We start from the raw sequence: 23,183 nt of genomic DNA, 5'->3' as shown, positions 1-23,183 counted from the left end.
GCTGCTTGATCAGGCGCCGGGGCTGCTCACTGCGACTTGGCTGAAACCGCCGTCGACGTAAGTGATCTCGGCGCTGATGCCGCCGGCCAGGTCAGACAACAGGAAGGCTGCGGCATTGCCGACGTCGTCGATCGTGATCGTGCGACGGATCGGCGTGTTGGCGGCGAATTCGGTCAGCAGCTTGCCGAAGTCCTTGATGCCGGAGGCCGCCAGCGTCTTGATCGGGCCGGCCGAGATGCCGTTCACGCGCACGCCCTTGGCGCCCAGGCTTTGCGCCAGGAAGCGCACGCTGGCCTCCAGCGAGGCCTTGGCCAGGCCCATGGTGTTGTAGTTCGGCACGTAGCGCATGGCGCCCAGGTAGCTCAGCGTCAGCAGCGCGGCGCCGGGGCGCAGGCGGGGCAGGGCGGCCTTGGCCAGCGCGCCGAAGCTGTAGGACGAGATGTCGTGGGCAATGCGAAAGTTCTCGCGCGTGAAGCCATCGAGAAAGTCGCCGGCGATGGCCTCGCGGGGCGCAAAGGCGATGGCGTGCACGAAGCCATCGAACTGATCCCAGGATTCGCCCAACTGGGCGAACAGTCGCTCGATCTGGGCGTCGTCGGCCACGTCGCAGTCAAAGACCAAGTGCGAGCCGAACTCGGCCGCGAACTCGGTAATGCGCTCCTTGAAGCGCTCGCCCTGGTAGCTGAAGGCCAGTTCAGCCCCCTCGCGGTGGCAGGCGCGGGCGATGCCATAGGCAATCGAGCGGTTGTTCAACACTCCGGTGATCAGCAGGCGCTTGCCGGCAAGAAAGCCCATGACTTCAAATCCTGTCTGTAATGAGGGGTTCTCTGGGTCTTGGATTCTCGCATGCAGCGCCTGCCCGAGGCCTTTGCGCCACGCCGCCAGCTTGCCGGTACTGCGCTTGCTGGCTACAATCCGACCTTTCGCTGTTGAGCTGAATGGGCGGATTCATCCAGCCCATTTTTTTTGCTCGACCGCGTTTTGTTTTTCATTTCAGGTTGCGGAAGACTCGGCACAAGGGTGACAGCAGGAACAATGAACTGGCAGGCGGCGGTGGAAAAAACCGTGACCGGCATGGGGTATGACCTCGTCGACGTTGAACGGTCGGCGGGTGGCTTGCTGCGTGTCTACATCGATCGCCTGCCCGGCAAGCTGTATGAAACCGGCCCCGGCGAATTCGTGCTGGTCGAGGACTGCGAACTGGTCACCCGGCAGCTGCAGTATGTGCTGGAAGTCGAGGCCGCGGAGTACGAACGCCTCGAAGTCTCGTCACCCGGCCTGGATCGGCCGCTGACCAAGCCGGCCGACTGGCAGCGTTTCACCGGCAGCGAGGTTGAAGTGACCTTGCGCGAGCCGTTTCAGAACCGCCGCAAGTGGCGCGGTGAATTGCAATTGCGTGAAGATGGCGGCTGGCGGCTGGTATTGCCGGTTGCACCGAAGTCCAAGCGCCAGACCAAGGCGCAGAACCAGGCCGCGCTTCAAGCGGGAAGCACGGTTCAACCCGAAGAACAAGCTTTGGACTTTGCGCTGGATGAAGTGCGCGAAGCCCGTCTGGTGCCCGTCCTCGACTTCAAGGGTCGGCGCGGGCAGCGGAACGAGGCGAACAAGGTAGACGGAGGTCAAGACTGATGAACCGCGAAATGTTGATGCTGGTCGATGCCATCTCGCGCGAGAAGAGCGTGGACCGCGATGTCGTGTTCGGCGCGGTCGAAGCGGCACTGGCGCAGGCGACCAAGAAGCTGCATGGCGGCGAGGTCGATATCCGCGTCTCGGTCGACCGCGACACCGGCGTGTACGAAACCTTCCGCCGCTGGCATGTGGTGCCGGACGAAGCCGGCCTGCAACTGCCGGACGCCGAGATCCTGCTGTTCGAAGCCAAGGAACAGATTGCCGACATCGAGGTCGACGACCACATCGAGGAGCCGATCGAATCGGTGCCGATCGGTCGCATCGGCGCAATGGCGGCCAAGCAGGTCATCCTGCAGAAGATCCGCGATGCCGAGCGGGAAACGCTGCTGAACGATTTCCTGTCGCGTGGCGACAAGGTCTTCGTCGGCACCGTCAAGCGGCTGGACAAGGGCGACATCATTGTCGAATCGGGCCGGGTCGAAGGCCGCCTGAAGCGCAGCGAAATGATCCCCAAGGAAAACCTGCGCACGGGCGACCGGGTGCGGGCCTTCATCGCCGGCATCGACCCCACCGCGCGCGGCCCGCAGATCATGCTGTCGCGCTCGGCGCCGGGCTTCATGATGGAGCTGTTCGCGCAGGAAGTGCCCGAGATGGAGCAGGGCCTGCTCGAGATCAAGAGTTGCGCCCGCGATGCCGGTTCACGCGCCAAGATCGCGGTGGTCTCGCACGACAAGCGGGTCGACCCGATCGGCACCTGCGTTGGCGTGCGCGGCTCGCGTGTCAATGCGGTGACGAATGAATTGGCCGGCGAACGTGTCGACATCGTGCTGTGGTCGGAAGACCCGGCACAGTTCGTCATCGGCGCGCTGGCGCCGGCGAATGTGCAATCCATCGTCGTCGACGAAGAAAAGCACGCGATGGATGTGGTGGTGGACGAAGAGAACCTCGCCATCGCCATCGGCCGCGGCGGCCAGAACGTGCGCCTGGCGTCCGAGCTGACCGGCTGGCGCATCAACATCATGACCGCCGAAGAGTCGCATGCGAAGCAGGCGGTGGAGAGTGATTCGATCCGCAAGCTGTTCGTCGAGAAACTCGATGTCGATGAAGAAGTCGCCAACATCCTGATCGAGGAAGGCTTCACCAGCCTCGAGGAAGTGGCCTATGTGCCGCTGGCCGAGATGCAGGAGATCGAATCCTTCGACCAGGACACCATCAGCGAGCTGCGCACCCGAGCCAAGGATGCGCTGCTGACGATGGAGATCGCGCACGAAGAGTCGGTCGAAGAAGTCTCGCAGGACCTGCGTGACCTCGAAGGTCTGTCGCCCGACCTGATTGGCAAGCTGGCCGATGGCGGGGTGCATACCCGCGACGACCTGGCCGATCTGGCGGTGGACGAACTGGTCGAGATGACGCAGATCGACGAAGCCGCCGCCAAGGCTTTGATCATGAAGGCGCGCGAACACTGGTTCACGGCATGAAAGCCGCACTGAACCACCCCGCAGCCTCACCCTGAAGTTCACGCAAGGAAATCATCAATGGCCGTGACGACCGTCGCCCAGTTCGCAGCCGAGCTCAACCGTCCTGCAGGGACGCTGCTCGAGCAGCTGCAGTCTGCCGGTGTCGCGAAGAAGTCGCCCGACGACGCGCTGACCGAGGCTGACAAGGAACGCCTGCTGGACTACCTGCGCACAGCGCATGGCACTGCCGGCGGCGATCGCAAGAAGATCACGCTGACGCGCAAGTCCACCAGCGAGATCAAGCAGGCCGATGCCTCCGGCAAGGCCCGCACGATCCAGGTCGAGGTGCGCAAGAAGCGCACCTTCGTCAAGCGTGACGAAGCGCCGACGGCCGCCGAAGAAGCGGCGCCGCCGGTGGACGACGACGCCGATCTGCAGCGCCGCGAAGACGCGGCCAATGCCGAGGCCGAGGCGCTGCGCCGCCAGGCCGAGGAACTGGCTGCCGCACAGCGCCAGCGCGAAGAAGACGAGCGCAAGGCCCGTGAAGCGGCCGAGGCGGCGGCCAAAGCCGCCGCCGAAGCGGCGGCGCGTGAAGCGGCCGAAGCGGCGGCCAAGGCTGCGGCGGCTGCGGCCATCGAGAAGGCGTCAACACCGGCGGCCGCTCCGGCAGCCGGCGCACCGGCGCCTGCGCCCGCCGCGGCAGCACCGGCTCCGGTGCCCGCACCGCCGCCCGCGCCCGAGCCGCCGAAGTCCAACCTGCGCGTGGTCAAGGCCGGCACGGACGAGGCGGCCGAGAAGCAGCGCCTGGCCGATCTGGACAAGCGCCGCAAGGCAGCAGAGTCCGAGGCCGCCGCGATCCGCGCGATGATGAATGCGCCGAAGAAGGTGCTGACGGCCAAGAAGCCTGAAGAGGTCAAGCCGGCCGCGGCCAAGGAAGCCATCACCGGCACCATCCACAAGCCCAAGGGGGCGCCGGGTGCCACACCCGCAGCGCCGGGCGTGGCCAAGCCGGGCGACAAGAAGTCGGTCAAGTCCGAAAAGCTGTCATCCAGCTGGGCCGACGATGCCGCCAAGAAGCGCGCCGCGCTGAAGGGCCGTACCGATTCCAGCGCCGGCCGGGCTGGCTGGCGTGCGCCGCGTGGCGGTCGCCGGGGTGAGCGGGGCGACAACGAGCAATCGTCGTACAACGCACCGACCGAACCGGTCATTCAAGAAGTGCATGTGCCCGAGACCATCAGCGTGGCTGATCTTGCGCACAAGATGTCGGTCAAGGCCAGCGAGGTGATCAAGCAGTTGATGAAGCTGGGCCAGATGGTCACCATCAACCAGCAGCTGGACCAGGAGACGGCGATGATCGTCGTCGAGGAAATGGGTCACAAGGCGCTGGCTGCGAAGCTGGACGATCCGGAAGCCTTCCTCGAAGAGGAGCATGCCGCGACCGAGGCCGAACAGACCTCGCGCGCGCCGGTGGTTACCATCATGGGCCACGTCGACCACGGCAAGACCTCGCTGCTGGACTACATCCGCCGCACCCGCGTGGCAGCGGGTGAAGCCGGCGGCATCACGCAGCACATCGGCGCCTACCACGTCGAAACGCCGCGCGGCATGATCACCTTCCTGGACACCCCGGGTCACGCGGCCTTCACGGCCATGCGAGCCCGCGGCGCCGTCGCCACCGACATCGTGATCCTGGTGGTCGCGGCGGACGATGGTGTGATGCCACAGACCAAGGAAGCCATCCACCACGCCAAGGCGGCCGGCGTGCCGATCGTCGTGGCGATGAACAAGGTCGACAAGCCTGAAGCCAACCTGGAACGCCTGAAGGGCGAACTGGTGGCCGAACAGGTGGTGCCGGAAGAGTTCGGCGGCGATGCACCGTTCGTGGCCGTTTCGGCCAAGACCGGGCAGGGCATCGACGACCTGCTGGAGCAGGTGCTGCTGCAGGCCGAAGTGCTGGAGCTGAAGGCGCCGATCCACACCATGGCCAAGGGCCTGGTGATCGAAGCCCAGCTGGACAAGGGCCGCGGCCCGGTGGCCACGGTGCTGGTGCAATCGGGCACCCTGAAGCGCGGCGATGTCGTGCTGGCGGGTTCCAGCTACGGCCGCGTGCGGGCGATGCTGGATGAAAACGGCAAGGCCACGCAAGAGGCCGGGCCGTCGATGCCGGTGGAGATCCAGGGCCTGACCGAAGTGCCGCGTGCCGGTGATGAATTCATGGTGCTGGGCGACGAACGCCGGGCCCGTGAAATTGCCACCTTCCGCCAGGGCAAGTACCGCGAAGTGACGCTGAACAAGCGCCAGGCCGCCAAGCTGGAGAACATGTTCGAGAACATGGGCGAAGGCCAGGCGCAGACGCTGGCGCTGATCATCAAGGCGGACGTGCAGGGCTCGCAGGAAGCTTTGGGTCAGTCGCTGGTCAAGCTCAGCACGCCGGAAGTCAAGGTGCAGATCGTGCATGCGGCGGTCGGCGGCATCAGCGAGTCCGACGTGAACCTGGCCATCGCCTCGAAGGCGGTGATCATCGGCTTCAACGTGCGCGCCGACGCCAATGCCCGCAAGCTGGCCGAAGGCAACGATGTCGACCTGCGCTACTACAACATCATCTACGACGCGGTGGATGAGGTGAAAGCGGCGATGTCCGGCATGCTGGCGCCGGAGCAGAAGGAAGAAGTCATCGGCTCGGCCGAGATCCGCACGGTGTTCGTGGCTTCGAAGATCGGCACGGTGGCCGGCTGCATGGTCACCGGTGGTGTGGTGCGCCGCAACGCGCGCTTCCGCCTGCTGCGCGAGAACGTCGTGATCTACACCGGCGAGCTGGAATCGCTGAAGCGCATGAAGGACGATGTGCGCGAAGTCAACGAAGGCTTCGAGTGCGGTATCAAGCTGAAGAACTACAACGACATCGCCGAAGGCGATCAGCTTGAGTTCTTCGAGGTCAAGGAAGTCGCCCGAACGCTGTAAGGCGGATTTGCCCTCACCTGCAAACCCCGCCTTCCCAAAGAAGGCGGGGTTTGTGCTTGAGGGCACCCCAGGAGTTGAACCATGCGCCACAAGCGAGCCATCCCCAACCGCAGCTTTCGAGTCGCCGACCAGATCCAGCGTGATCTGGCCGAGCTGATCCGCGAGCTGAAGGATCCGCGCATCGGCATGATCACGATCAACAGCGTCGACGTGACGCCGGATTACGCGCACGCCAAGGTCTACTTCTCGCTGCTGGTCGGCACGCCCGACGAATGCGAAGCCGGCTTGAACGAGGCCGCGGGCTTCCTGCGCAATGGTTTGTTCAAGCGGCTGCAGATCCACACCGTGCCGACACTGCATTTCCAGTTCGACCGCACGACAGAACATGCGGCCGAACTGAGCGCCTTGATCCGTGAAGCCAACGCGACACGGGCGAAAGAAGACTGACGTGGCAGCACAGAAGCAACGCATCCAACGCCGTGCCGTGCACGGTGTGCTGCTGCTCGACAAGCCGCTGGGCTGGTCGAGCAACGATGCCTTGCAGAAGGCCAAGTGGCTGCTGCGTGCCGAGAAGGCCGGCCACACCGGCACGCTGGACCCGCTGGCCACGGGGCTGCTGCCGCTGTGTTTTGGTGCGGCCACCAAGTTCTCGCAAGTCAGCCTGGACGCCGACAAGGCCTACCGCGCCACACTGGGCCTGGGCCGGCGCATGAGCACCGGCGACCTCGAGGGTGAACTGGTCGAAGAGCGCCCGGTCAACATCGACCGCGCTGCCATCGACGCCGCCTGTGCGCGTTTCACCGGTGCCATCGACCAGGTGCCGCCGATGCACTCGGCGCTGAAGAAGGATGGCAAGCCGCTCTACGAATACGCCCGTGCTGGCATCGAGGTGGAGCGGCCATCGCGCAGCATCCGCATTCACGCCATCGACATCGTCGAGTGGCACGATACGACGCTGGTGATCGACGTGCGCTGCAGCAAAGGCACCTACATCCGCACGCTGGCCGAGGACATCGGCGAGGCGCTGGGCTGCGGCGCGCACCTGGCCGCGCTGCGTCGCACCGGCAGCGGGCCGCTGTCGGTGGACGATGCCATCACGCTGGACCAGCTCGAAGCCATGTCCGAATCCGAACGCGAAACGCGCCTGCTGTCGCCCGATGCCTTGCTCGCCGACTGGCCGCGACTGGCATTGGACGATGACGAAGCCGGCCGCTTCCTGACCGGCCTGCGCCGCCGTGTGCAGCATGCCGATCTGCCCGCCGTCCGCGTTTATGGACCGCAGCCCGGCGCCTTCCTCGGCAGCGCCCACATCACCGCCGGCGAACTGATCGCCGACCGCCTGCTCAGCCCGCTGGAAGTGCAGGCGCTCCAGCATCCCGAACCCGCCACGGCGTGACCTGAATTTTCACGAGAACCACCATGACCCGTCAGATCCGAAACATCGCCATCATCGCGCACGTCGACCATGGCAAGACCACGCTGGTGGACCAGCTGCTTCGCCAGAGCGGCACCTTCCGTGAGAACGAGAAGATCGCCGAACGCGTGATGGACAGCAACGACCTCGAACGTGAGCGCGGCATCACCATCCTCGCGAAGAACTGCGCGGTGGAATGGAAGGGCACGCACATCAACATCGTCGACACGCCCGGGCACGCCGACTTCGGCGGCGAAGTCGAACGCGTGCTGTCGATGGTCGACAGCGTGCTGCTGCTGGTCGACGCGGTCGAAGGCCCGATGCCGCAGACCCGCTTCGTCACGAAGAAGGCGCTGGCGCTGGGCCTCAAGCCCATCGTCGTCGTCAACAAGGTCGACCGGCCGGGTGCGCGCTGCGATTACGTGATCAACGCCACCTTCGACCTGTTCGACAAGCTCGGCGCCTCCGAAGAACAGCTGGACTTCCCGGTGATCTACGCCTCGGGCCTGAACGGCTGGGCGATGCTGAAGGAAGGCGACACCGGTGTCGACCTGGCGCCGCTGTTCGATGCGATGCTGCAGCACGTGCCGGCGCACGAAGGTGAGCCCGACGCGCCGCTGCAGCTGCAGATCTGCTCGCTGGACTACTCCACCTATGTCGGCCGCATCGGCATCGGCCGCGTCAACCAGGGCACGCTCAAGCCCATGCAAGAAGTGGCCGTCTACAGCGGCCCGGACAGCACGCCGATCAAGGCGCGCGTCAACCAGGTGCTGAAGTTCGAAGGCCTGGAGCGCCAGCAGGCCACCGAAGCCGGCCCCGGCGACATCGTGCTGATCAACGGCATCGAAGGCATCGGCATCGGCGTGACGCTGACCGACATCGACAACCCGCTGCCGCTGCCGATGCTGAACATCGACGAGCCGACGCTGACGATGAACTTCTGCGTCAACAACTCGCCGTTGGCCGGCCGCGAAGGCAAGTTCGTCACCAGCCGCCAGCTGCGCGACCGGCTGGACCGTGAGCTGCAGAGCAACGTCGCGCTGCGCGTCAAGGACACCGACGAAGACGGCATCTTCGAAGTGTCCGGCCGCGGTGAACTGCACCTGACCATCCTCCTCGAGAACATGCGCCGCGAAGGCTACGAGCTGGCCGTCAGCAAGCCGCGCGTTGTGTTCCACGAGGTCAACGGTGAACGCCATGAGCCGATCGAGCTGGTCACCGCCGACGTCGAAGACCAGCACCAGGGCGCACTGATGCAGGCACTGGGCGAACGCAAGGCCGAACTCGTGAACATGGAAACCGACGGCCGCGGCCGCGTGCGCCTGGAATACCGCATTCCGGCGCGGGGCCTGATCGGCTTCTCCAACGAGTTCCTGAACCTGACACGCGGCACCGGCCTGATCAGCAACATCTTCGACGGCTACGAAGCCTTCAAGGGCGAGATCGAAGGCCGCAAGAACGGCGTGCTGATCAGCATGGACGACGGCGAAATCGTCACCTACGCGCTGGGCAAGCTGGACGACCGCGGCCGCATGTTCGTGCGCGCCGGCGACCCGGTGTACGAAGGCATGATCGTCGGCATCCACAGCCGCGACAACGACCTGGTGGTCAATGCCGTGCGCCAGAAGCAGCTGACCAACTTCCGCGTCAGCGGCAAGGAAGACGCGATCAAGATCACGCCGCCGATCGAGCTGTCGCTGGAGTACGCGGTGGAGTTCATCGCCGACGACGAGTTGGTCGAGATCACGCCCAAGAGCATTCGCATCCGCAAGCGCCATCTGAAGGAACACGACCGCAAGCGGGCCCAGCGCGAAGCTGCCTGATCGCGTGTCGGAGCGCATGAGTCATGGCCGCGCCATCGGCCTGATGGTGCTGGTCACGCTGATGTGGAGCATTGCAGGGGTCGTCACGCGGCACCTGGAGTCGGCGCGCAGCTTCGAAGTGACGTTCTGGCGCAGCCTGTTCAATGCGCTGGCCTTGACGCTGGCGCTGGTCGTGATGCGCGGGCCGGCGCTGTGGCAGACCTTGCGCCAGGGCGGCTGGCCGCTGTGGATCTCCGGCCTGTGCTGGACGGTGATGTACACCAACTTCATGGTGGCGATCACGCTGACGACGGTGGCCGCCGTGCTGGTGACGATGTCGATCGCGCCCCTGGTCACCGCGCTGTTCGCGCGCCTCTTCCTGCACCACAAGCTGCCGGCGCGCACCTGGGCCGCCATCGGCGTGGCCGGTATCGGCATCGGCTGGATGTTCGGCCGGCAGGCGGTGGAAGGCGGGGCGTCGCTGACCGGCATCCTCGTCGCGCTGGGCGTGCCGCTGGCCGGCGCGACGAACTGGACCTTGCTGCAGTACATCCAGCAGCGCCAGCGCCGCGACCCGACGCAGACTGAACCCGACATGCTACCGGCCGTGCTGATCGGCGCGGTGTTGTCGGCCGCGATCACGCTGCCGCTGGCCTGGCCGCTCAGCGCATCAACGCACGACCTGTCGCTGCTCGGCCTGCTGGGCGTCGTGCAGCTGGCGATTCCCTGCCTGATCTCGGTGCAGGTCGCCCGTGTGCTGCCGGCGCCCGAGGTGTCGCTGATCGCGCTGCTGGAAGTGATCTTCGGCGTGCTGCTGGCCTGGGTCGGCGCCAATGAAGCGCCGGGGCCTACCGCGCTGGCCGGCGGCTCACTGGTGATCGGTGCCTTGCTCGCCAACGAGGCGCTGGCCCTGCGGCAGCGGCGCAGCGGCTTCGCCTGAACTGGCCGTTTTTTGGGCTGAACTCGCGGTCGACGGCCGCCGGCCGGCGAGCAATTCGTCGATCAGGCGGTCCTTCTCGACCCATTGCTGCTGCATCCAGCGGCCGACGCGCACACGATAGGCCTTGTTGCCGACCGGGTCGCCGCCGAGCACTTCGGCCGGTAGCTCGCGCGTGACGACGCGCACGATCACCGCATCGAGCCGGCCGCACAGCAGGTCCCAGAAGCTGGGCGTGCCCTGCGGGTACACGATGGTGACATCGAGCAGGGCCTCGAACTGTTCGCCCATCGTCGCCAGCGCCATGCCCATGCCGCCGATCTTGGGCTTCAGCAGGTGCTGGTAGGGGCTGCGCTCTGCCACGCGCTTGGCCTGCGTGAAGCGCGTGCCTTCGACGAAGTTGATCACCGTGGTCGGGATGTGCTTGAACTTCTCGCAGGCCTCGCGCGTGGTCTTCAGGTCGCTGCCGCCGCGGCCGTGGCTGCGGCGCATGAACGGAAAGTCCAGCGCCCACCAGGCCAAGCCGATCACCGGCACGAACAGCAACTCGCGCTTCAGGAAGAACTTCAGGAACGGGATGCGCTGGTGGAAGATGCGCTGCAGCACCAGGATGTCGACCCAGGTCTGGTGGTTGCTCGACACCAGGTACCAGCCCTTGGCATGCAGGCCGTCGGTGCCTTGCACGTCCCAGCCCGCTCGGGGCGCCACGCTGGCGATCCAGGCGTTGTTGATCGCCACCCAGCGGGAAGCCAGGCCGTTCAGCAGCCGGTCGCAGGGCCGGCGAACTGCGGCAAACGGCAGCACCAGCTTGAGCAGCGCAGGCGGCACCATGCAGGAGAACACCAGCACCGTGTTGAGGCCCAGGATGAGGCCGGTCAGGCCACCGCGCAGGGCGGCCGGCAGAAGTGCAAGCATGGGGTGGGGCCGGCAGCGCCGGCGGGCAGGAAGGGGGCCGCACATCGCGGGCAGACGCTCGCATTGTCGCCCAGCAAGGAGCGTGCGCAGTCCGGCGCCCTAGGGTGAACCCGGGCCGGCCTCGATGGTCGGCGACCCTAGCATCAAGCCCATGAAACAACTCTCCGGCCTCGATGCAGCATTCCTGTACCTGGAATCGGCCGAGATGCCGATGCATGTCGGTGCGCTCAACATCTACGAGCTGCCCGCCGGTCACAAAGGCAGCTATGTCACGCAACTGCGCAAGCATGTCGCCGAGCGGCTGCCGCTGATCCCGGTGCTGCGGCGGCGCCTGTGGTGGATGCCGCTGAACCTGGCCAATCCGGCCTGGGTCGACGCGGAGCCCGATCTCGGCAAGCACATCGTCTCGGTCAAGCTGCCGAAGAGCGCGAAGTATGGCGATGGTCTGACCGAACTCGAAGCCTTGGTCAGCGAGTTGCATGCCAGGCTGCTCGATCGCAAGCGCCCGCTGTGGAAGCTCTTCGTGCTCGAAGGCCTGGCCCCCACGGCCAGCGGCCACAAGCGCGTGGGCCTGTATTCGCAGTTCCACCATGCCGCGGTGGACGGCCAGGCGGCCGTGGCGCTGGCCCAGGTGCTGCTGGACCTGACGCCGGTGCCGCGGCAGATCGAGGTCAAGCCGAACAAGCGCAGCAAGACCTTGCGCCTGAGCACCGGCCAGATGCTGCGCGGCGCCCTCGCCAGCGAGGTGCTGCAGGTCACCAGCATCATCAAGCAGCTGCCCTCGACGCTGGGCACGCTGGCTGGCGCAGCGGGCGTGGCCTTGTCCAACAGCTCGTTGCTGCGCGGGGCCGGCAAGGGCAGCAGCAACGTGACCCTGGCGCCACGCACGGTGCTGAACCAGTCGGTGACCGCCCAGCGCGCGTTCGCCGGCGTGACGCTGCCACTGGGCGAGCTGAAGACCATTGCCAAGGCCAACGAGGCCACGCTCAACGACGTGGTGCTGCTGCTGTGCGGCACCGCGCTGCGCCGCTACTTCGCCAAGCGCGATGCGCTGCCGCGCAAGTCGCTGATCGCCGCGGTGCCGGTGTCGCTGCGCGAGAAGGGTGACACCACCTCGGACACCCAGGCCTCGATGAGCCTGGTCAGCCTGGGCACGCATATCGCCGATTTCCGCAAGCGCTTCGCCCATGTCAAGGAGGCCACCGCGGCGATGAAGGCGACGATGGGCAAGCTCAAGTCCGTGTTGCCGACCGACTACCCGTCAATCGGTGTGCCCTGGCTGGTGGAGGCCGCCGCCGCGCTGTATGGCAAGGCCAAGGTGGCCGAGCGCATTCCGCAGTTGGCCAATGTGGCGATCAGCAACGTGCCGGGCCCGCCGGTGCCGCTGTACCTGGCCGGCGGCCGCATGATGGTCAACTACCCGACCTCGATCGTCACCCATGGCCTGGGCCTGAACATCACCGTCGAGAGCTACGACAAGCAGATGGACTTCGGCCTCGTCGCCGATGCCGCTGCGATGCCCGATGTGCGCGAACTGGCCGATGGCATCGCACTGGCCTTCGACGACCTGCGCGCGATGCATGCCGAGGACACCGCACCGCCCACGGTGGTCGACACCGGCCGCGCCGTGCTGGGCCAGGCCCGGCGCCGGCTGACCGATGTGGTCACCGATGCGGTGAAGGGCGCCGTCCAGCAGGCCACCGGCAGCGGCATGCGCAACACCGTCGGCAAGGCTGTGGGGGCGGCGGTCGGCAAGGCCATGGGCACGGCTGTCGGCACGGCAGTAGGCTCCGCGGTCAAGACTGCCGGCACTGTCGCGCGTGCGACAGGGGTGGCTAGGGCAAGCGCTCCAATGAAGGCCCGCCGGGCCCGATAAGATTGGCTACGGCCCAGTTGGGGGCCCCTGACAACAATGAGGTAGTGCGCATGGCCCTGAATCGCCGACGCAAGCCCGCCGGCGCCGTGCCCCCGGCTGTCGAAGAACTGCAACCGCCCGGCCCGCTGCAACTGATGCTCGAGGCCCGCGCGCCATGGGAATGCGCGGCGATGCTCGCCGCCATGCCCTGGCTGCGCCAGCTGCCGGTGGGTGATGGCCACCCGGTCATCGTTTTCCCCGGCCTAGGCGCCACCGATTTCACCACCGCCCCATTGCGCGGCTTCCTGTCCGACCGCGGCTACACGGCGTATCCGTGGAAGCAGGGCTTCAACTTCGGCCCGCGCCATGGCGTGCTTGATGCGCTGCGAGACCAGGTGCGGCACGTGGCCGATCGCCATCGCGAGAAGGTCAGCCTGATCGGCTGGAGCCTGGGCGGCGTATACGCGCGTGAAATGGCCAAGGAGATGCCGGACAAGGCCCGCTGCGTGATCACGCTCGGCGCACCGTTCTCCGGTCACCCGCGGGCCACCAATGCCTGGCGCTTCTACCAGATGGTCAGCGGCCAGAACGTCGAGCAGGACCCCGAGTTCATCGCCCAGCTGCGCGTGCCGCCGCCGGTGCCGACGACATCGATCTACAGCAAGACCGACGGCGTGGTGGCCTGGCAGTGCAGCCTGAACGACGGCGAGCCGCACACCGAGAACATCGAGGTCCATGCCAGCCACATCGGCATGGGCATGAACCCGCTGGCTTTGTACGTTATCGCCGACCGGCTGATGCAGGACCCGGCGCGCTGGCAGCGCTTCGACCTGCGCGGCGCGCGGCGCTGGTTCTACAAGACCACCGACCATTCACCCCTTCAGGCGGCAAGCCAGGGCTGACCGATGCGCATCACCGCCAACGGCCTCGAATTCGAGGTGGATGAGCAGGGCCCCGCCGACGGCGAGCCCTTGCTGATGATCATGGGCCTGGGCATGCAGCTGGTGGCCTGGCCTGATGAACTGGTGGCCGACCTCGCGGCCCGCGGCTTCCGCGTGCTCCGCATGGACAACCGCGACATCGGCCTCAGTGCCCACCTGGACCACCTGGGCACCCCCAACCTGCTGCGCGCCAGCCTGCGCCACCTGCTGCGGCTGAAGGTGCGCTCACCCTATGCGCTGGCCGCCATGGCCGAGGACTGCGTCGGCGTGCTCGACCACCTGGGCATCAAGCGTGTGCATGTCTGCGGCGCGTCGATGGGCGGCATGATCGCGCAGCACATCGCCGCCAGCCATCCCGAGCGGGTGAAGAGCCTGACGCTGATCATGACCAGCTCCGGCGCGCGCCACCTGCCGCAGGCCAAGGCCGCGGTGCGCCGTGCGCTGCTGTCGCGTCCCCGCGGCGACGACACCGAATCCCGTGTCGTGCACGCGTTGGGGGTGTGGCGGGTCATCGGCAGTCCCGGCTATCCGCCGGACGCTGCGCGCCAGCGGCGGCGCATCGAAAGCAGCATCCGGCGGGCCTGGCATCCGGCCGGCGTCGCACGGCAACTGGTGGCCATCGTCGCCGACGGCGACCGTTCGTCACTGCTCAAGCAGATCGTCGCACCCACGCGGGTGATCCACGGCAAGGACGACCCGCTGGTGCCGGTGCCCGCCGCGCATGACCTGGTCAAGAAGATCGAGCATGCGGTGGCCGACATCATCCCCGGCATGGGCCATGACCTGCCGGAGCAGCTGTTGCCGCGCGTGGCGGCCGGCATTGCCGAGAACGCGGGGCGGTCGCGCTAGGCGCTAGGCGCTTCTGGCCTGCCCGGCTCGAGGCCTAGCGATGCGGCGCCGCCTCGTGCTCCCATTCACCGAAGGTCAGCGCGACACGGCCGGCGTCGTCCTGGGTGCCGGCTGCAGTGGGGGCGGGGGCCAGCATCGTGGCGCGTGCATCGGCCACGGCCTGCCGAGTCGCCGGCGACATCTCCTTGTTCTGCAGCGCGCTCAGCGTGAAGCGCAGCATCCTGGCGTGGGCCGTGTCGCCTTCACTTTCCAGGCGCTCAGCCAGGTGCGTGGCCTGTTCAACGCAGGTGTTCCGGTCGCCATCCCAGGCGGCGCGCAGCATGTGAATGAACTGGGGGAAGTGCTTCATGGCTGACAGGTCCCTCACGCAAGGTGTTGCTGAATCTTCTGACCGTATCTGACTGTAAATTCGCCGCGGGCTCAAGCGCCGTCGCATCGCCAACGCGTGGCGTTTGTCGCGGAATCGGCCCGCTTGGTCTAATGCGCCCGGGCCTCGTCCCGTGATCCTCCCCCCGCACCCCCCATGCCATCCCTTCGCGAACCCAGGCTGCCCCGGGCCTCCGGCGCTGAGCTTGACTTCGACACCCTGGACGCCCTGCGCCGCCAGCACCCGGCCTGGCGCTTGCTGCTGGCCGATTCGGCACCGCTGGTGGCCAGCTTCCTGCACCGCGTGTTCGTGCTGCCGAACCGGCGCGTGCTGGCCCAGGCCGATCTGGCCGAAGCCCTGGAGGACACGCTCTTTGCCCTGCGCGAGCAGCGCGGCGCCGGCACCTACCCGAAGTCGGCCACCGAATACCTGAACGACTGGGCCGCCAACGACAAGGCCTGGCTGCGCAAGTTCTACCCGCCCGGATCGGACGAGCCGCACTTCGACCTGACGCCCGCCACCGAACGGGCGATTGCCTGGCTCGTCAGCCTCGGGGAGCGACAGTTCGTCGGCACCGAATCGCGGCTGCTCACGCTGTTCGGCCTGCTGCGGCAGATGAACGAGGGCAGCCAGACCGATCCGCAGGCGCGCTTGCACGATCTGCGCCGGCGCCGCGACGAGATCGATGCCGAGATCGCCCGTGTCGAAGCCGGCGATGTGCCGCTGCTCAATGACACCGCGCTGAAGGAACGCTTCGCGCAGTTCGCGGCGCTCGCACGTGAACTGCTGGCCGACTTCCGCGAGGTGGAGCACAACTTTCGCGGCCTGGACCGCCGGGTGCGCGAGCGCATCGCGCTGTGGGACGGCGCCAAGGGTGCGCTGCTGCAGGACATCCTGGGCGAACGCGACCTGATCGCCGAATCCGACCAGGGCCGCAGCTTCCGCGCGTTCTGGGATTTCCTGATGTCCCGCTCGCGCCAGGACGAGCTGACCCAGCTGCTGGACCGCGTGCTGCAGCTGCCGCCGGTGGCCGAACTGCGGCCCGATGCGCGGCTGCGGCGCGTGCACTACGACTGGCTCGAAGCCGGCGAGCATGCGCAGCGCACCGTCGCGCTGCTGTCGCAGCAACTGCGGCGTTTCCTGGACGACCAGGCCTACCTGGAGAACCGCCGCATCATGGACATCCTGCGTGGCATCGAAGCCTCGGCGCTGGCCGTGCGTACCTCACCCCCGTCGGGCGAGTTCATGCACATCGACGAAACCGCGCCCAGCATCGAGCTGCCGCTGGAGCGCCCCTTGCACGCCCCGGCCGTGAAGCTGGCGCTCAGCAGCGCCAAGCTGTCCGCCGGTGACGAAGACATGGACGCGTCGGCGCTGTACTCGCAGTTCATCGTCGACAAGGCGGCTCTGGCCCGGCATGTGCGGCACAGCCTGCAGCAGCGCAACCAGGTCACGCTGGCCGAACTGCTGGAGGCCCGGCCACTCGAACAAGGCCTGGCCGAGCTGGTGGCCTACCTCAGCCTGGCCGGCGAACAGCCCGGCGCGACAATCGACGACACGGTGGAAGACAGCGTGCACTGGCGCACGCGCGATGGCCAGCACAAGAGTGCGCGCCTGCCGCGCGTGATCTTCTCGAAGACATGACGACGCCCCTTGAATCCTCAAGCGCTGCAGCGCCCGAAGGCGCTGCCGACACGGCCGATCTGTCCACGGTCCTGGTGCCGCTGCTCAAGGCCGTGACCTACCGCGCCGATGACGCGGCCCACTGGCATGCGCTGCTGCAACTGCAGGGTCGTGTGCGCGACCACGTTGCCGTGCTCGGCCTGGAGCTGATGCTCGATGAGTCCGAGGGCTATGCCTTCCTGCGCTCACGCGCCGAAACCGATGACGATGCCCCCGCAGCGTCGAAGCGGCCGCGCCTTGTGGCCCGCCGGCCGCTGTCCTTCGCGGTGAGCCTGCTGCTGGCGCTGCTGCGCAAGAAGCTCGCCGAATTCGATGCCGGCGGCGGCGATACGCGGCTGATCCTGTCGCGCGACCAGGTGGTGGAGATGCTGCGCGTGTTCCTGCCCGAAGGCAGCAACGAAACCCGCCTGATCGACCAGGTGGATACCCACCTGAACCGCATTGGCGAGCTCGGCTTCGTGCGCCGGCTGCGCGGCCAGGAGCAGATGATCGAGGTGCAGCGCATCCTGAAGGCCTTTGTCGATGCGCAGTGGCTGGGCGACTTCGATGCCCGCCTGGCAGCCTACCGGGCCCAGCTGGCAGGACCCCGCGATGAAGAATGAATCGCTGGCGCTGGATTTCGCGGCCGATGAAGCGCTGGCCGGCTTTCGCCTGCAGCGCCTGGAAGTCTTCAACTGGGGCACCTTCGATGGCCGGGTCTGGGCCCTGCGCACTGAGGGCCGCAACGCCTTGCTCACCGGCGACATCGGCTCCGGCAAGTCCACGCTGGTGGACGCGGTGACGACGCTGCTGGTGCCGGCCCAGCGCGTGGCCTACAACAAGGCCGCGGGCGCCGATGCGCGCGAGCGCACGTTGCGCTCCTACATGCTCGGCCACTACAAGGCCGAGCGCAACGAGCAGGGTGGCTCGGGCCGGCCGGTGGCGCTGCGCACGCCGAACGACTATTCGGTGATCCTGGCGGTGTTCCACAACGCCGGCTACGACCAGACCGTCACGCTGGCCCAGGTGTTCTGGCTCAAGGACCCGCAAGGCCAGCCGCTGCGGCTGTACGCGGTGGCGGACAAGCGCCTGGGCATTGCCGAGCACTTCGCCGATTTCGGCACCGACATCGCCAAGCTGCGCAAGCGGCTGCGCGCGGCGGGTGTTGGCATCGAAGACAGCTTCCCGCCCTACGGCGCGCTGTTCCGCCGCCACTTCGGCATCAAGAACGACCAGGCGCTGGAGCTGTTCCACCAGACGGTGTCGATGAAATCGGTGGGCAACCTCACCGACTTCGTGCGCAGCCACATGCTCGAGCCCTTCGACGTGGCGCCCCGCGTGGCCGCGCTGATCGCGCACTTCGACGACCTGAACCGCGCCCACGAGGCGGTGTTGAAGGCCAAGCGCCAGGTGCAGCTGCTGCAGCCGCTGGTGGCCGACGGTGAGGCTCACGAGGCGCTGGCCCGGCAGATCGACCAGCTGCGCGCCGCCCGCGAGGCCTTGCAGGCCTACTTCGCTACGCTCAAGGCCGAGCTGCTGGACCGGCGCATCACCCACCTGGCCGAAGAAGGGGCTCGGCACGCCGGCCACATCCAGCGGCTGAACAGCCAGCACGACGAGCAGCAGGCGCAGGAGCGCGAACTGCGCCGCAGCATTGCCGACAGCGGCGGCGACCGCATCGAACGTCTGGCGATCGAGATTGCGCAGGCCGAGCAGGAGAAACAGCGCCGCGCCGACAAGGCCGGTCGCTACGACGAGTTGCGCCGCGCTCTGGGCCTGCTGGCGGTGCACAACGCCGAGGACTTCCTGTCCCACCGGCAGCTGTGCGGCCCGATGCGCGAAGCCGCGGCCGATCGTGAAGCGGCTGTGCAGAACGAGCTCAACGAGCAAGGCGTGGCGTTTGCACAGGGCCGGCAAGAGCACGACGAACTGCGCGCCGAGCTCGCCAGCCTGAAGGCACGCCGCAGCAACATCGACGCGCAGCAGGTCGCGATGCGCAGTGCCTTGTGCGAGGCGCTGCGCCTGCGCGAGGCCGACATGCCCTACGCCGCCGAGCTGATCCAGGTGCGCGACGACGAGCGCGACTGGCAGGGCGCGGCCGAGCGCGTGCTGCGCGGCTTCGGCCTGTCGCTGCTGGTGCCCGATGCGCACTACGCGCTGGTCAGCGAATGGGTCGACCGCACGCACCTCAAGGGCCGGCTGGTCTACTTTCGCATCCGCACCGCGCGCAAGGACGGGCGCGGCGAGATGCCCACGCTGCACCCGGACTCCCTGGTGCGCAAGCTGGTGATCAAGCCCGATACACCGTTCTACGACTGGATGGAACGTGAGCTGGCGCACCGCTTCGACCTGGCCTGCTGCAGCAGCGGCGAGCAGTTCCGGCGCGAGACCCGTGCGATCACGCAGGCCGGGCAGATCAAGGCCCCGGGCGAGCGCCATGAAAAGGATGACCGTCACCGGCTGGACGACCGCAGCCGCTACGTGCTGGGCTGGAGCAACCAGGCCAAGATCGCCGCGCTCGAGTCCAAGTCGCGCCTGCTGGAAGCGCGGCTGGCCGACACCGGCAAGCGCATCGCCGAGCTGCAGCGCGAACAGCAATCGGCCCGCGAGCAACTGCAGGCGCTGAACAAGATCGAGGAGTACCGCGATTTCGCCGAACTGGACTGGCCGGCCAGCGCCACCCACATCGCCCGGCTGGTGCAGGAAAAGCGCGATCTCGAAACCGCGTCGGACCTGCTGCAGGCCCTGGCCGCACAACTGAAGGCGCTGGAAACCGGGCTGGCCGAGACGGCCGCTCGGCTGAAGGCGCGCGAAGCCGAGCAGGCCCGCGACGCACTCAAGCACGAACAGGCGCTGGCCTTGCGTGAACAGACGCAGCGCCTGCTGGACGCACCCGAGGCCTTGGCGCACAGCGCGCAGTTCGAGTTGATCGACGGCTTCCGGAACGAGGCCCTCGGCGAGCACCAGCTCAGCGTCGAGTCCTGCGATCACCGCGAACAGGAGCTGCGCACGTGGCTGCAGACCCGCATCGATGCCGAAGACAAGAAGCTGGCGCGCCTGGGCGAGAAGATCGTGCGGGCCATGGCCGAGTACAAGCAGGCCTTCAAGCTCGACACCCAGGAGGTCGATGCCAGCGTGGCGGCGGGCTTCGAATACCGCACCATGCTGGAGCGCCTGAATGCCGACGACCTGCCGCGCTTCGAGGCGCGCTTCAAGGAGCTGCTCAACGAGAACACCATCCGCGAAGTGGCCAACTTCCAGTCGCAGCTGCACCGCGAGCGCGAGACCATCAAGGAACGCATCGCGCGCATCAATGAATCGCTGACGCAGATCGACTACAACCCCGGCCGCTTCATCGCGCTGGAGGAGCAATCCGCCACCGACGCCGACATCCGCGATTTCCAGGCCGAGCTGCGCGCCTGCACCGAAGGCGCGCTCACCGGCTCGGACGATGCGCAGTACTCCGAAGCCAAGTTCCTGCAGGTCCGCCACATCATCGAACGCTTCCGCGGGCGCGAAGGCTCGGCCGAACTCGACCGGCGCTGGTCGGCCAAGGTGACCGATGTGCGCAACTGGTTCGTCTTTGCCGCCAGCGAGCGCTGGCGCGAAGACGGCAGCGAGCATGAACACTACTCGGACTCGGGCGGCAAGTCCGGCGGGCAGAAGGAGAAGCTGGCCTACACCATTCTGGCTGCCAGCCTGGCCTACCAGTTCGGGCTGGAGTGGGGCGCCGTGCGCTCACGCTCGTTCCGCTTCGTGGTCATCGACGAAGCCTTCGGCCGTGGCTCCGACGAGTCCGCCGAATACGGCCTGAGGCTGTTCCAGCAGCTCAACCTGCAGCTGCTGATCGTCACGCCGCTGCAGAAGATCCACATCATCGAACCCTTCGTCGCCAGCGTGGGCTTCGTGCACAACGAAGACGGCAGCGCCTCGCGGCTGCGCAACCTGAGCATCGAGGAATATCGCGCGCAGCGTGATGCCGCGATGCCGGGTGCCGGGCAGGGGTGAGTTGCATGGTTGACAGGCATGGCTGACTGGACAACGCCGGCCGACTTGCGCGCCCAGCTGCACAAGCGCTGGGAGCGCGGCGAGCTGCTGGCCGACATGGCAGCCGGCACGGTGCCCGACATCGTGGCGCCAGCGGCACTGTTCCCGCTGCGCCTGTCGCTGCGCGGCCCGCAATCCAGCGAGTTGTCGGACCGCTTCGACGACGCACGCCACTGGGCCTCGCAGCTGCAGCAAGGCGCGGGCGCCGGCTATCGGCTGGTGCTGCGTGAATGGCGGCACCGCATCGTCGGCCAGAACAGCCTGCCGGATCAGGCCTGGGTGGACACGCGGGAGGATGCGCTGCGCTGGATCGGCAAGACCCGCGAGGCGCGGATCTTCCAGCGCATGCTGGACGACACGCGGGCCCGCGAACCCGCGCTGCTGCCGTGGCTGGCGCAGCAGCCGATGCGGGCGCTGGCGCTGGCCGACGACTGGCCCCGGCTGCTGGACCTGGTGGCCTGGATCCAGGCCCACCCGCGGCCGGCGGTTTATCTGCGGCAGGTGGACTTGCCGGGCATCCACAGCAAGTTCATCGAAGCGCAGCGCGGCGTGTTGACGGAGTTGCTCGACCGGGTGCTGCCGCCGGAGGCCATCGACGCCGGCGCCACCGGTGCAGCGCAGTTTGCGCGGCGCTACGGCTTTCGCGACAAGCCGCTGCGCCTGCGCTTTCGTTTCCTGGATCCTTGCCATCCCGGCTGGGCACCGGGCGCCGATCAGGACTATGCCGTGCGGCACGAAGCCTTCGCCGCCCTGGACCCTGCCGTGTCCCGGGTGTTCATCACCGAGAACGAGATCAACTTCCTGGCCTTCCCGCCGGCCGCCGACAGCCTGCTGGTCTTCGGCGCCGGCTACGGCTTCGATGCGCTGGCCCAGGCCCGCTGGCTGGCGCGCTGCGAGCTGCACTACTGGGGCGACATCGACACGCACGGTTTCGCCATCCTCGACCAGTTGCGCAGCCATCTCCCGCACGCGCAATCCTTCCTGATGGACAGGCAAACGCTGCTGGCGCACCTGCCGCAATGGACAAGCGAGCCCCAGCCCACGCTGCGTGATCTGCCGCGCCTGAACGACGAAGAGCGCAGGCTGTTCGACGAGCTGCGCTGGCTGCGGCTGCATGACACGCCGGTGCGGCTGGAGCAGGAGCGCATCGGCTTTGCGGCGGTCGAGCAGGCGCTGCACCAAACGCTGGTCCCTCGGCACGCAACGCTCCAGACCCACCGACAATCGAGCCCATGAATCACCTCGACAGCCCCTGGCGCCTGTCTGTTGCGCCCATGATGGAGTGGACCGACCGGCACTGCCGCCACTTCCATCGCCTGATCACCCGCCACACACGCCTGTACACCGAGATGGTGACCACCGGCGCGCTCTTGCATGGCGATGTGCCCAAGCACCTGGACTTCGATGCCGGGGAACACCCGGTGGCCCTGCAGCTCGGCGGCTGCGACCCCACCGAGCTGGCGCGCAGCGCGAAGCTGGCGCAGACCTGGGGCTACGACGAGGTGAACCTCAACTGCGGCTGCCCGAGTGAGCGGGTGCAGCGCGGTGCCTTCGGAGCCTGCCTGATGCGCGAAGCCACGCTGGTGCGGGACGGCATTGCCGCGATGCGCGAAGCGGTGGACCTGCCGGTGACGGTGAAGCACCGCATCGGTGTCGACCGCACCGAGAGCTACGAGTTCGTGCGCGACTTCATCGGCACGGTGGCTGAAGGCGGCTGCAGGGTGTTCATCGTGCATGCCCGCAATGCCTGGCTGCAGGGGCTGAGCCCGAAGGAGAACCGCGACATCCCGCCGCTGCGCTACGAGATCGTGCACCGGCTGAAGCAGGAGTTTCCGCAGTTCACCATCGCGTTGAATGGCGGCATCACGCGCAATGCGCAGATCGCCGAGCAGCTGGCGTCGGTGGACGGCGTGATGGTCGGCCGCGAGGCCTACCACCATCCGAGCCTGATGGCCGGCTGGGATGCGCGCTTCATGCAAGCCGGCACGGCGCCTGCCGACGCGGCCGATGTCGAACCGGACGACGGCTGGCGCGAGGCCATTGAGGCCCGCATGCTGGAGTACATCGCGCGCCAGCAGGCCGAGCACGGCATCCCCTGGGCCCACATCGCGCGCCACATGCTGGGCCTGTGGCATGGCCGGCCCGGCGCGCGGCGCTGGCGCCAGGTGTGGAGCGACCACCGCCTGAAACACACGCCGGTGGCCGAGGTGGCTCGGCTGGCCACGGCTGCGCGTCGCGGCACAATCGCCGCCGACACCCCACGGGATGAAACCGCATGCGCCTGAACGCTGTCTTGCTCACCCCGCTGTCGGCCGACAGGCCCGCGCGCGCGGCCAGGAGCGCCAAG

General features: G+C 67.4%; 18 protein-coding genes. 15 read left to right on the top strand and 3 right to left on the bottom strand.

Translation table 11 applies throughout. The annotated features are described in order from the left end of the window. Positions 1 to 9 precede the first annotated feature (9 nt). Positions 10 to 795, bottom strand: a complete 786-nt coding sequence (fabI, locus tag VLK61_RS31815) for an enoyl-ACP reductase FabI (RefSeq protein ID WP_325427705.1) — start codon at positions 793 to 795, stop codon at positions 10 to 12. 240 nt (positions 796 to 1,035) lie between these two features. Between fabI and rimP the strand changes: the two genes are divergently transcribed. From rimP to VLK61_RS31780, 7 genes are all read left to right on the top strand, one after another. Next, complete coding sequence (gene rimP / locus VLK61_RS31810) at positions 1,036 to 1,629, top strand: ribosome maturation factor RimP (RefSeq protein ID WP_325427703.1); 594 nt, start codon at positions 1,036 to 1,038, stop codon at positions 1,627 to 1,629. Continuing rightward, positions 1,629 to 3,107: a transcription termination factor NusA gene (nusA, locus tag VLK61_RS31805; RefSeq protein ID WP_325427701.1), complete on the top strand. Its 1,479-nt coding sequence runs from the start codon at positions 1,629 to 1,631 to the stop codon at positions 3,105 to 3,107. The genes rimP and nusA overlap by 1 nt, the downstream gene beginning before the upstream one ends. Positions 3,108 to 3,164: 57 nt before the next feature. Next, entirely contained in the window at positions 3,165 to 6,047 is a 2,883-nt protein-coding gene (gene infB, locus VLK61_RS31800) for a translation initiation factor IF-2 (RefSeq protein WP_325427699.1), read from the top strand. An 81-nt stretch (positions 6,048 to 6,128) separates the two neighbouring features. Beyond that, positions 6,129 to 6,494, top strand: a complete 366-nt coding sequence (gene rbfA, locus VLK61_RS31795; RefSeq protein ID WP_325427697.1) for a 30S ribosome-binding factor RbfA — start codon at positions 6,129 to 6,131, stop codon at positions 6,492 to 6,494. Between the two features lies 1 nt (position 6,495). Next, on the top strand, positions 6,496 to 7,443 hold the full coding sequence (gene truB / locus VLK61_RS31790; RefSeq protein WP_325427694.1) for a tRNA pseudouridine(55) synthase TruB: 948 nt from the start codon (positions 6,496 to 6,498) through the stop codon (positions 7,441 to 7,443). A 23-nt stretch (positions 7,444 to 7,466) separates the two neighbouring features. After that, positions 7,467 to 9,284: a translational GTPase TypA gene (gene typA, locus VLK61_RS31785; protein WP_325427692.1), complete on the top strand. Its 1,818-nt coding sequence runs from the start codon at positions 7,467 to 7,469 to the stop codon at positions 9,282 to 9,284. Positions 9,285 to 9,300: 16 nt separating this feature from the next. Beyond that, positions 9,301 to 10,203: a DMT family transporter gene (locus VLK61_RS31780; protein WP_325427690.1), complete on the top strand. Its 903-nt coding sequence runs from the start codon at positions 9,301 to 9,303 to the stop codon at positions 10,201 to 10,203. On the opposite strand, the gene VLK61_RS31775 is transcribed toward VLK61_RS31780, so the two are convergent. Beyond that, a complete protein-coding gene (locus VLK61_RS31775; RefSeq protein ID WP_325427688.1) occupies positions 10,132 to 11,115 on the bottom strand; it encodes an acyltransferase in 984 nt (327 codons plus the stop codon). The genes VLK61_RS31780 and VLK61_RS31775 overlap by 72 nt on opposite strands. Positions 11,116 to 11,266: 151 nt before the next feature. On the opposite strand from VLK61_RS31775, the gene VLK61_RS31770 reads away from it, so the two are divergent. The 3 genes from VLK61_RS31770 to VLK61_RS31760 are packed head-to-tail and all read left to right on the top strand — an operon-like array spanning position 11,267 to position 14,760. Further along, entirely contained in the window at positions 11,267 to 12,991 is a 1,725-nt protein-coding gene (locus tag VLK61_RS31770) for a wax ester/triacylglycerol synthase family O-acyltransferase (protein ID WP_325427686.1), read from the top strand. Between the two features lie 50 nt (positions 12,992 to 13,041). Then, complete coding sequence (locus VLK61_RS31765) at positions 13,042 to 13,872, top strand: esterase/lipase family protein (RefSeq protein ID WP_325427684.1); 831 nt, start codon at positions 13,042 to 13,044, stop codon at positions 13,870 to 13,872. 3 nt (positions 13,873 to 13,875) lie between these two features. Continuing rightward, on the top strand, positions 13,876 to 14,760 hold the full coding sequence (locus VLK61_RS31760) for an alpha/beta fold hydrolase (protein ID WP_325427682.1): 885 nt from the start codon (positions 13,876 to 13,878) through the stop codon (positions 14,758 to 14,760). A gap of 34 nt (positions 14,761 to 14,794) precedes the next feature. On the opposite strand, the gene VLK61_RS31755 is transcribed toward VLK61_RS31760, so the two are convergent. Beyond that, positions 14,795 to 15,109, bottom strand: a complete 315-nt coding sequence (locus VLK61_RS31755; RefSeq protein ID WP_325427680.1) for a hypothetical protein — start codon at positions 15,107 to 15,109, stop codon at positions 14,795 to 14,797. 174 nt (positions 15,110 to 15,283) lie between these two features. Here VLK61_RS31755 and VLK61_RS31750 point away from each other — a divergent pair, with 174 nt between their 5' ends. Genes VLK61_RS31750 through dusA form a run of 5 tightly spaced genes read left to right on the top strand, consistent with a single transcriptional unit; the run spans position 15,284 to position 23,121 of the window. Beyond that, entirely contained in the window at positions 15,284 to 16,771 is a 1,488-nt protein-coding gene (locus VLK61_RS31750; RefSeq protein ID WP_325427678.1) for a DUF3375 domain-containing protein, read from the top strand. Continuing rightward, positions 16,768 to 17,412 carry a DUF4194 domain-containing protein gene (locus tag VLK61_RS31745; RefSeq protein WP_325427676.1) on the top strand — a complete coding sequence of 215 codons (645 nt, stop codon included), beginning with the start codon at positions 16,768 to 16,770 and terminating at the stop codon, positions 17,410 to 17,412. The genes VLK61_RS31750 and VLK61_RS31745 overlap by 4 nt, the downstream gene beginning before the upstream one ends. Beyond that, positions 17,402 to 20,797 (top strand): ATP-binding protein, encoded by a 3,396-nt coding sequence (locus tag VLK61_RS31740; RefSeq protein ID WP_325427674.1) that lies wholly within the window; start codon positions 17,402 to 17,404, stop codon positions 20,795 to 20,797. The genes VLK61_RS31745 and VLK61_RS31740 overlap by 11 nt, the downstream gene beginning before the upstream one ends. An 18-nt stretch (positions 20,798 to 20,815) precedes the next feature. Continuing rightward, positions 20,816 to 22,072, top strand: coding sequence for a DUF3322 domain-containing protein (locus VLK61_RS31735; protein WP_325427672.1), 1,257 nt, complete (start codon positions 20,816 to 20,818; stop codon positions 22,070 to 22,072). Beyond that, positions 22,069 to 23,121, top strand: a complete 1,053-nt coding sequence (gene dusA / locus VLK61_RS31730) for a tRNA dihydrouridine(20/20a) synthase DusA (RefSeq protein WP_325427670.1) — start codon at positions 22,069 to 22,071, stop codon at positions 23,119 to 23,121. Before VLK61_RS31735 ends, dusA begins: the two co-directional genes overlap by 4 nt. Positions 23,122 to 23,183 lie beyond the last annotated feature (62 nt).

The organism is Aquabacterium sp. (assembly GCF_035476535.1).
GTDB lineage: Bacteria > Pseudomonadota > Gammaproteobacteria > Burkholderiales > Burkholderiaceae_C > Pseudaquabacterium.
This window is presented reverse-complemented; position numbering and strand designations above follow the sequence as displayed.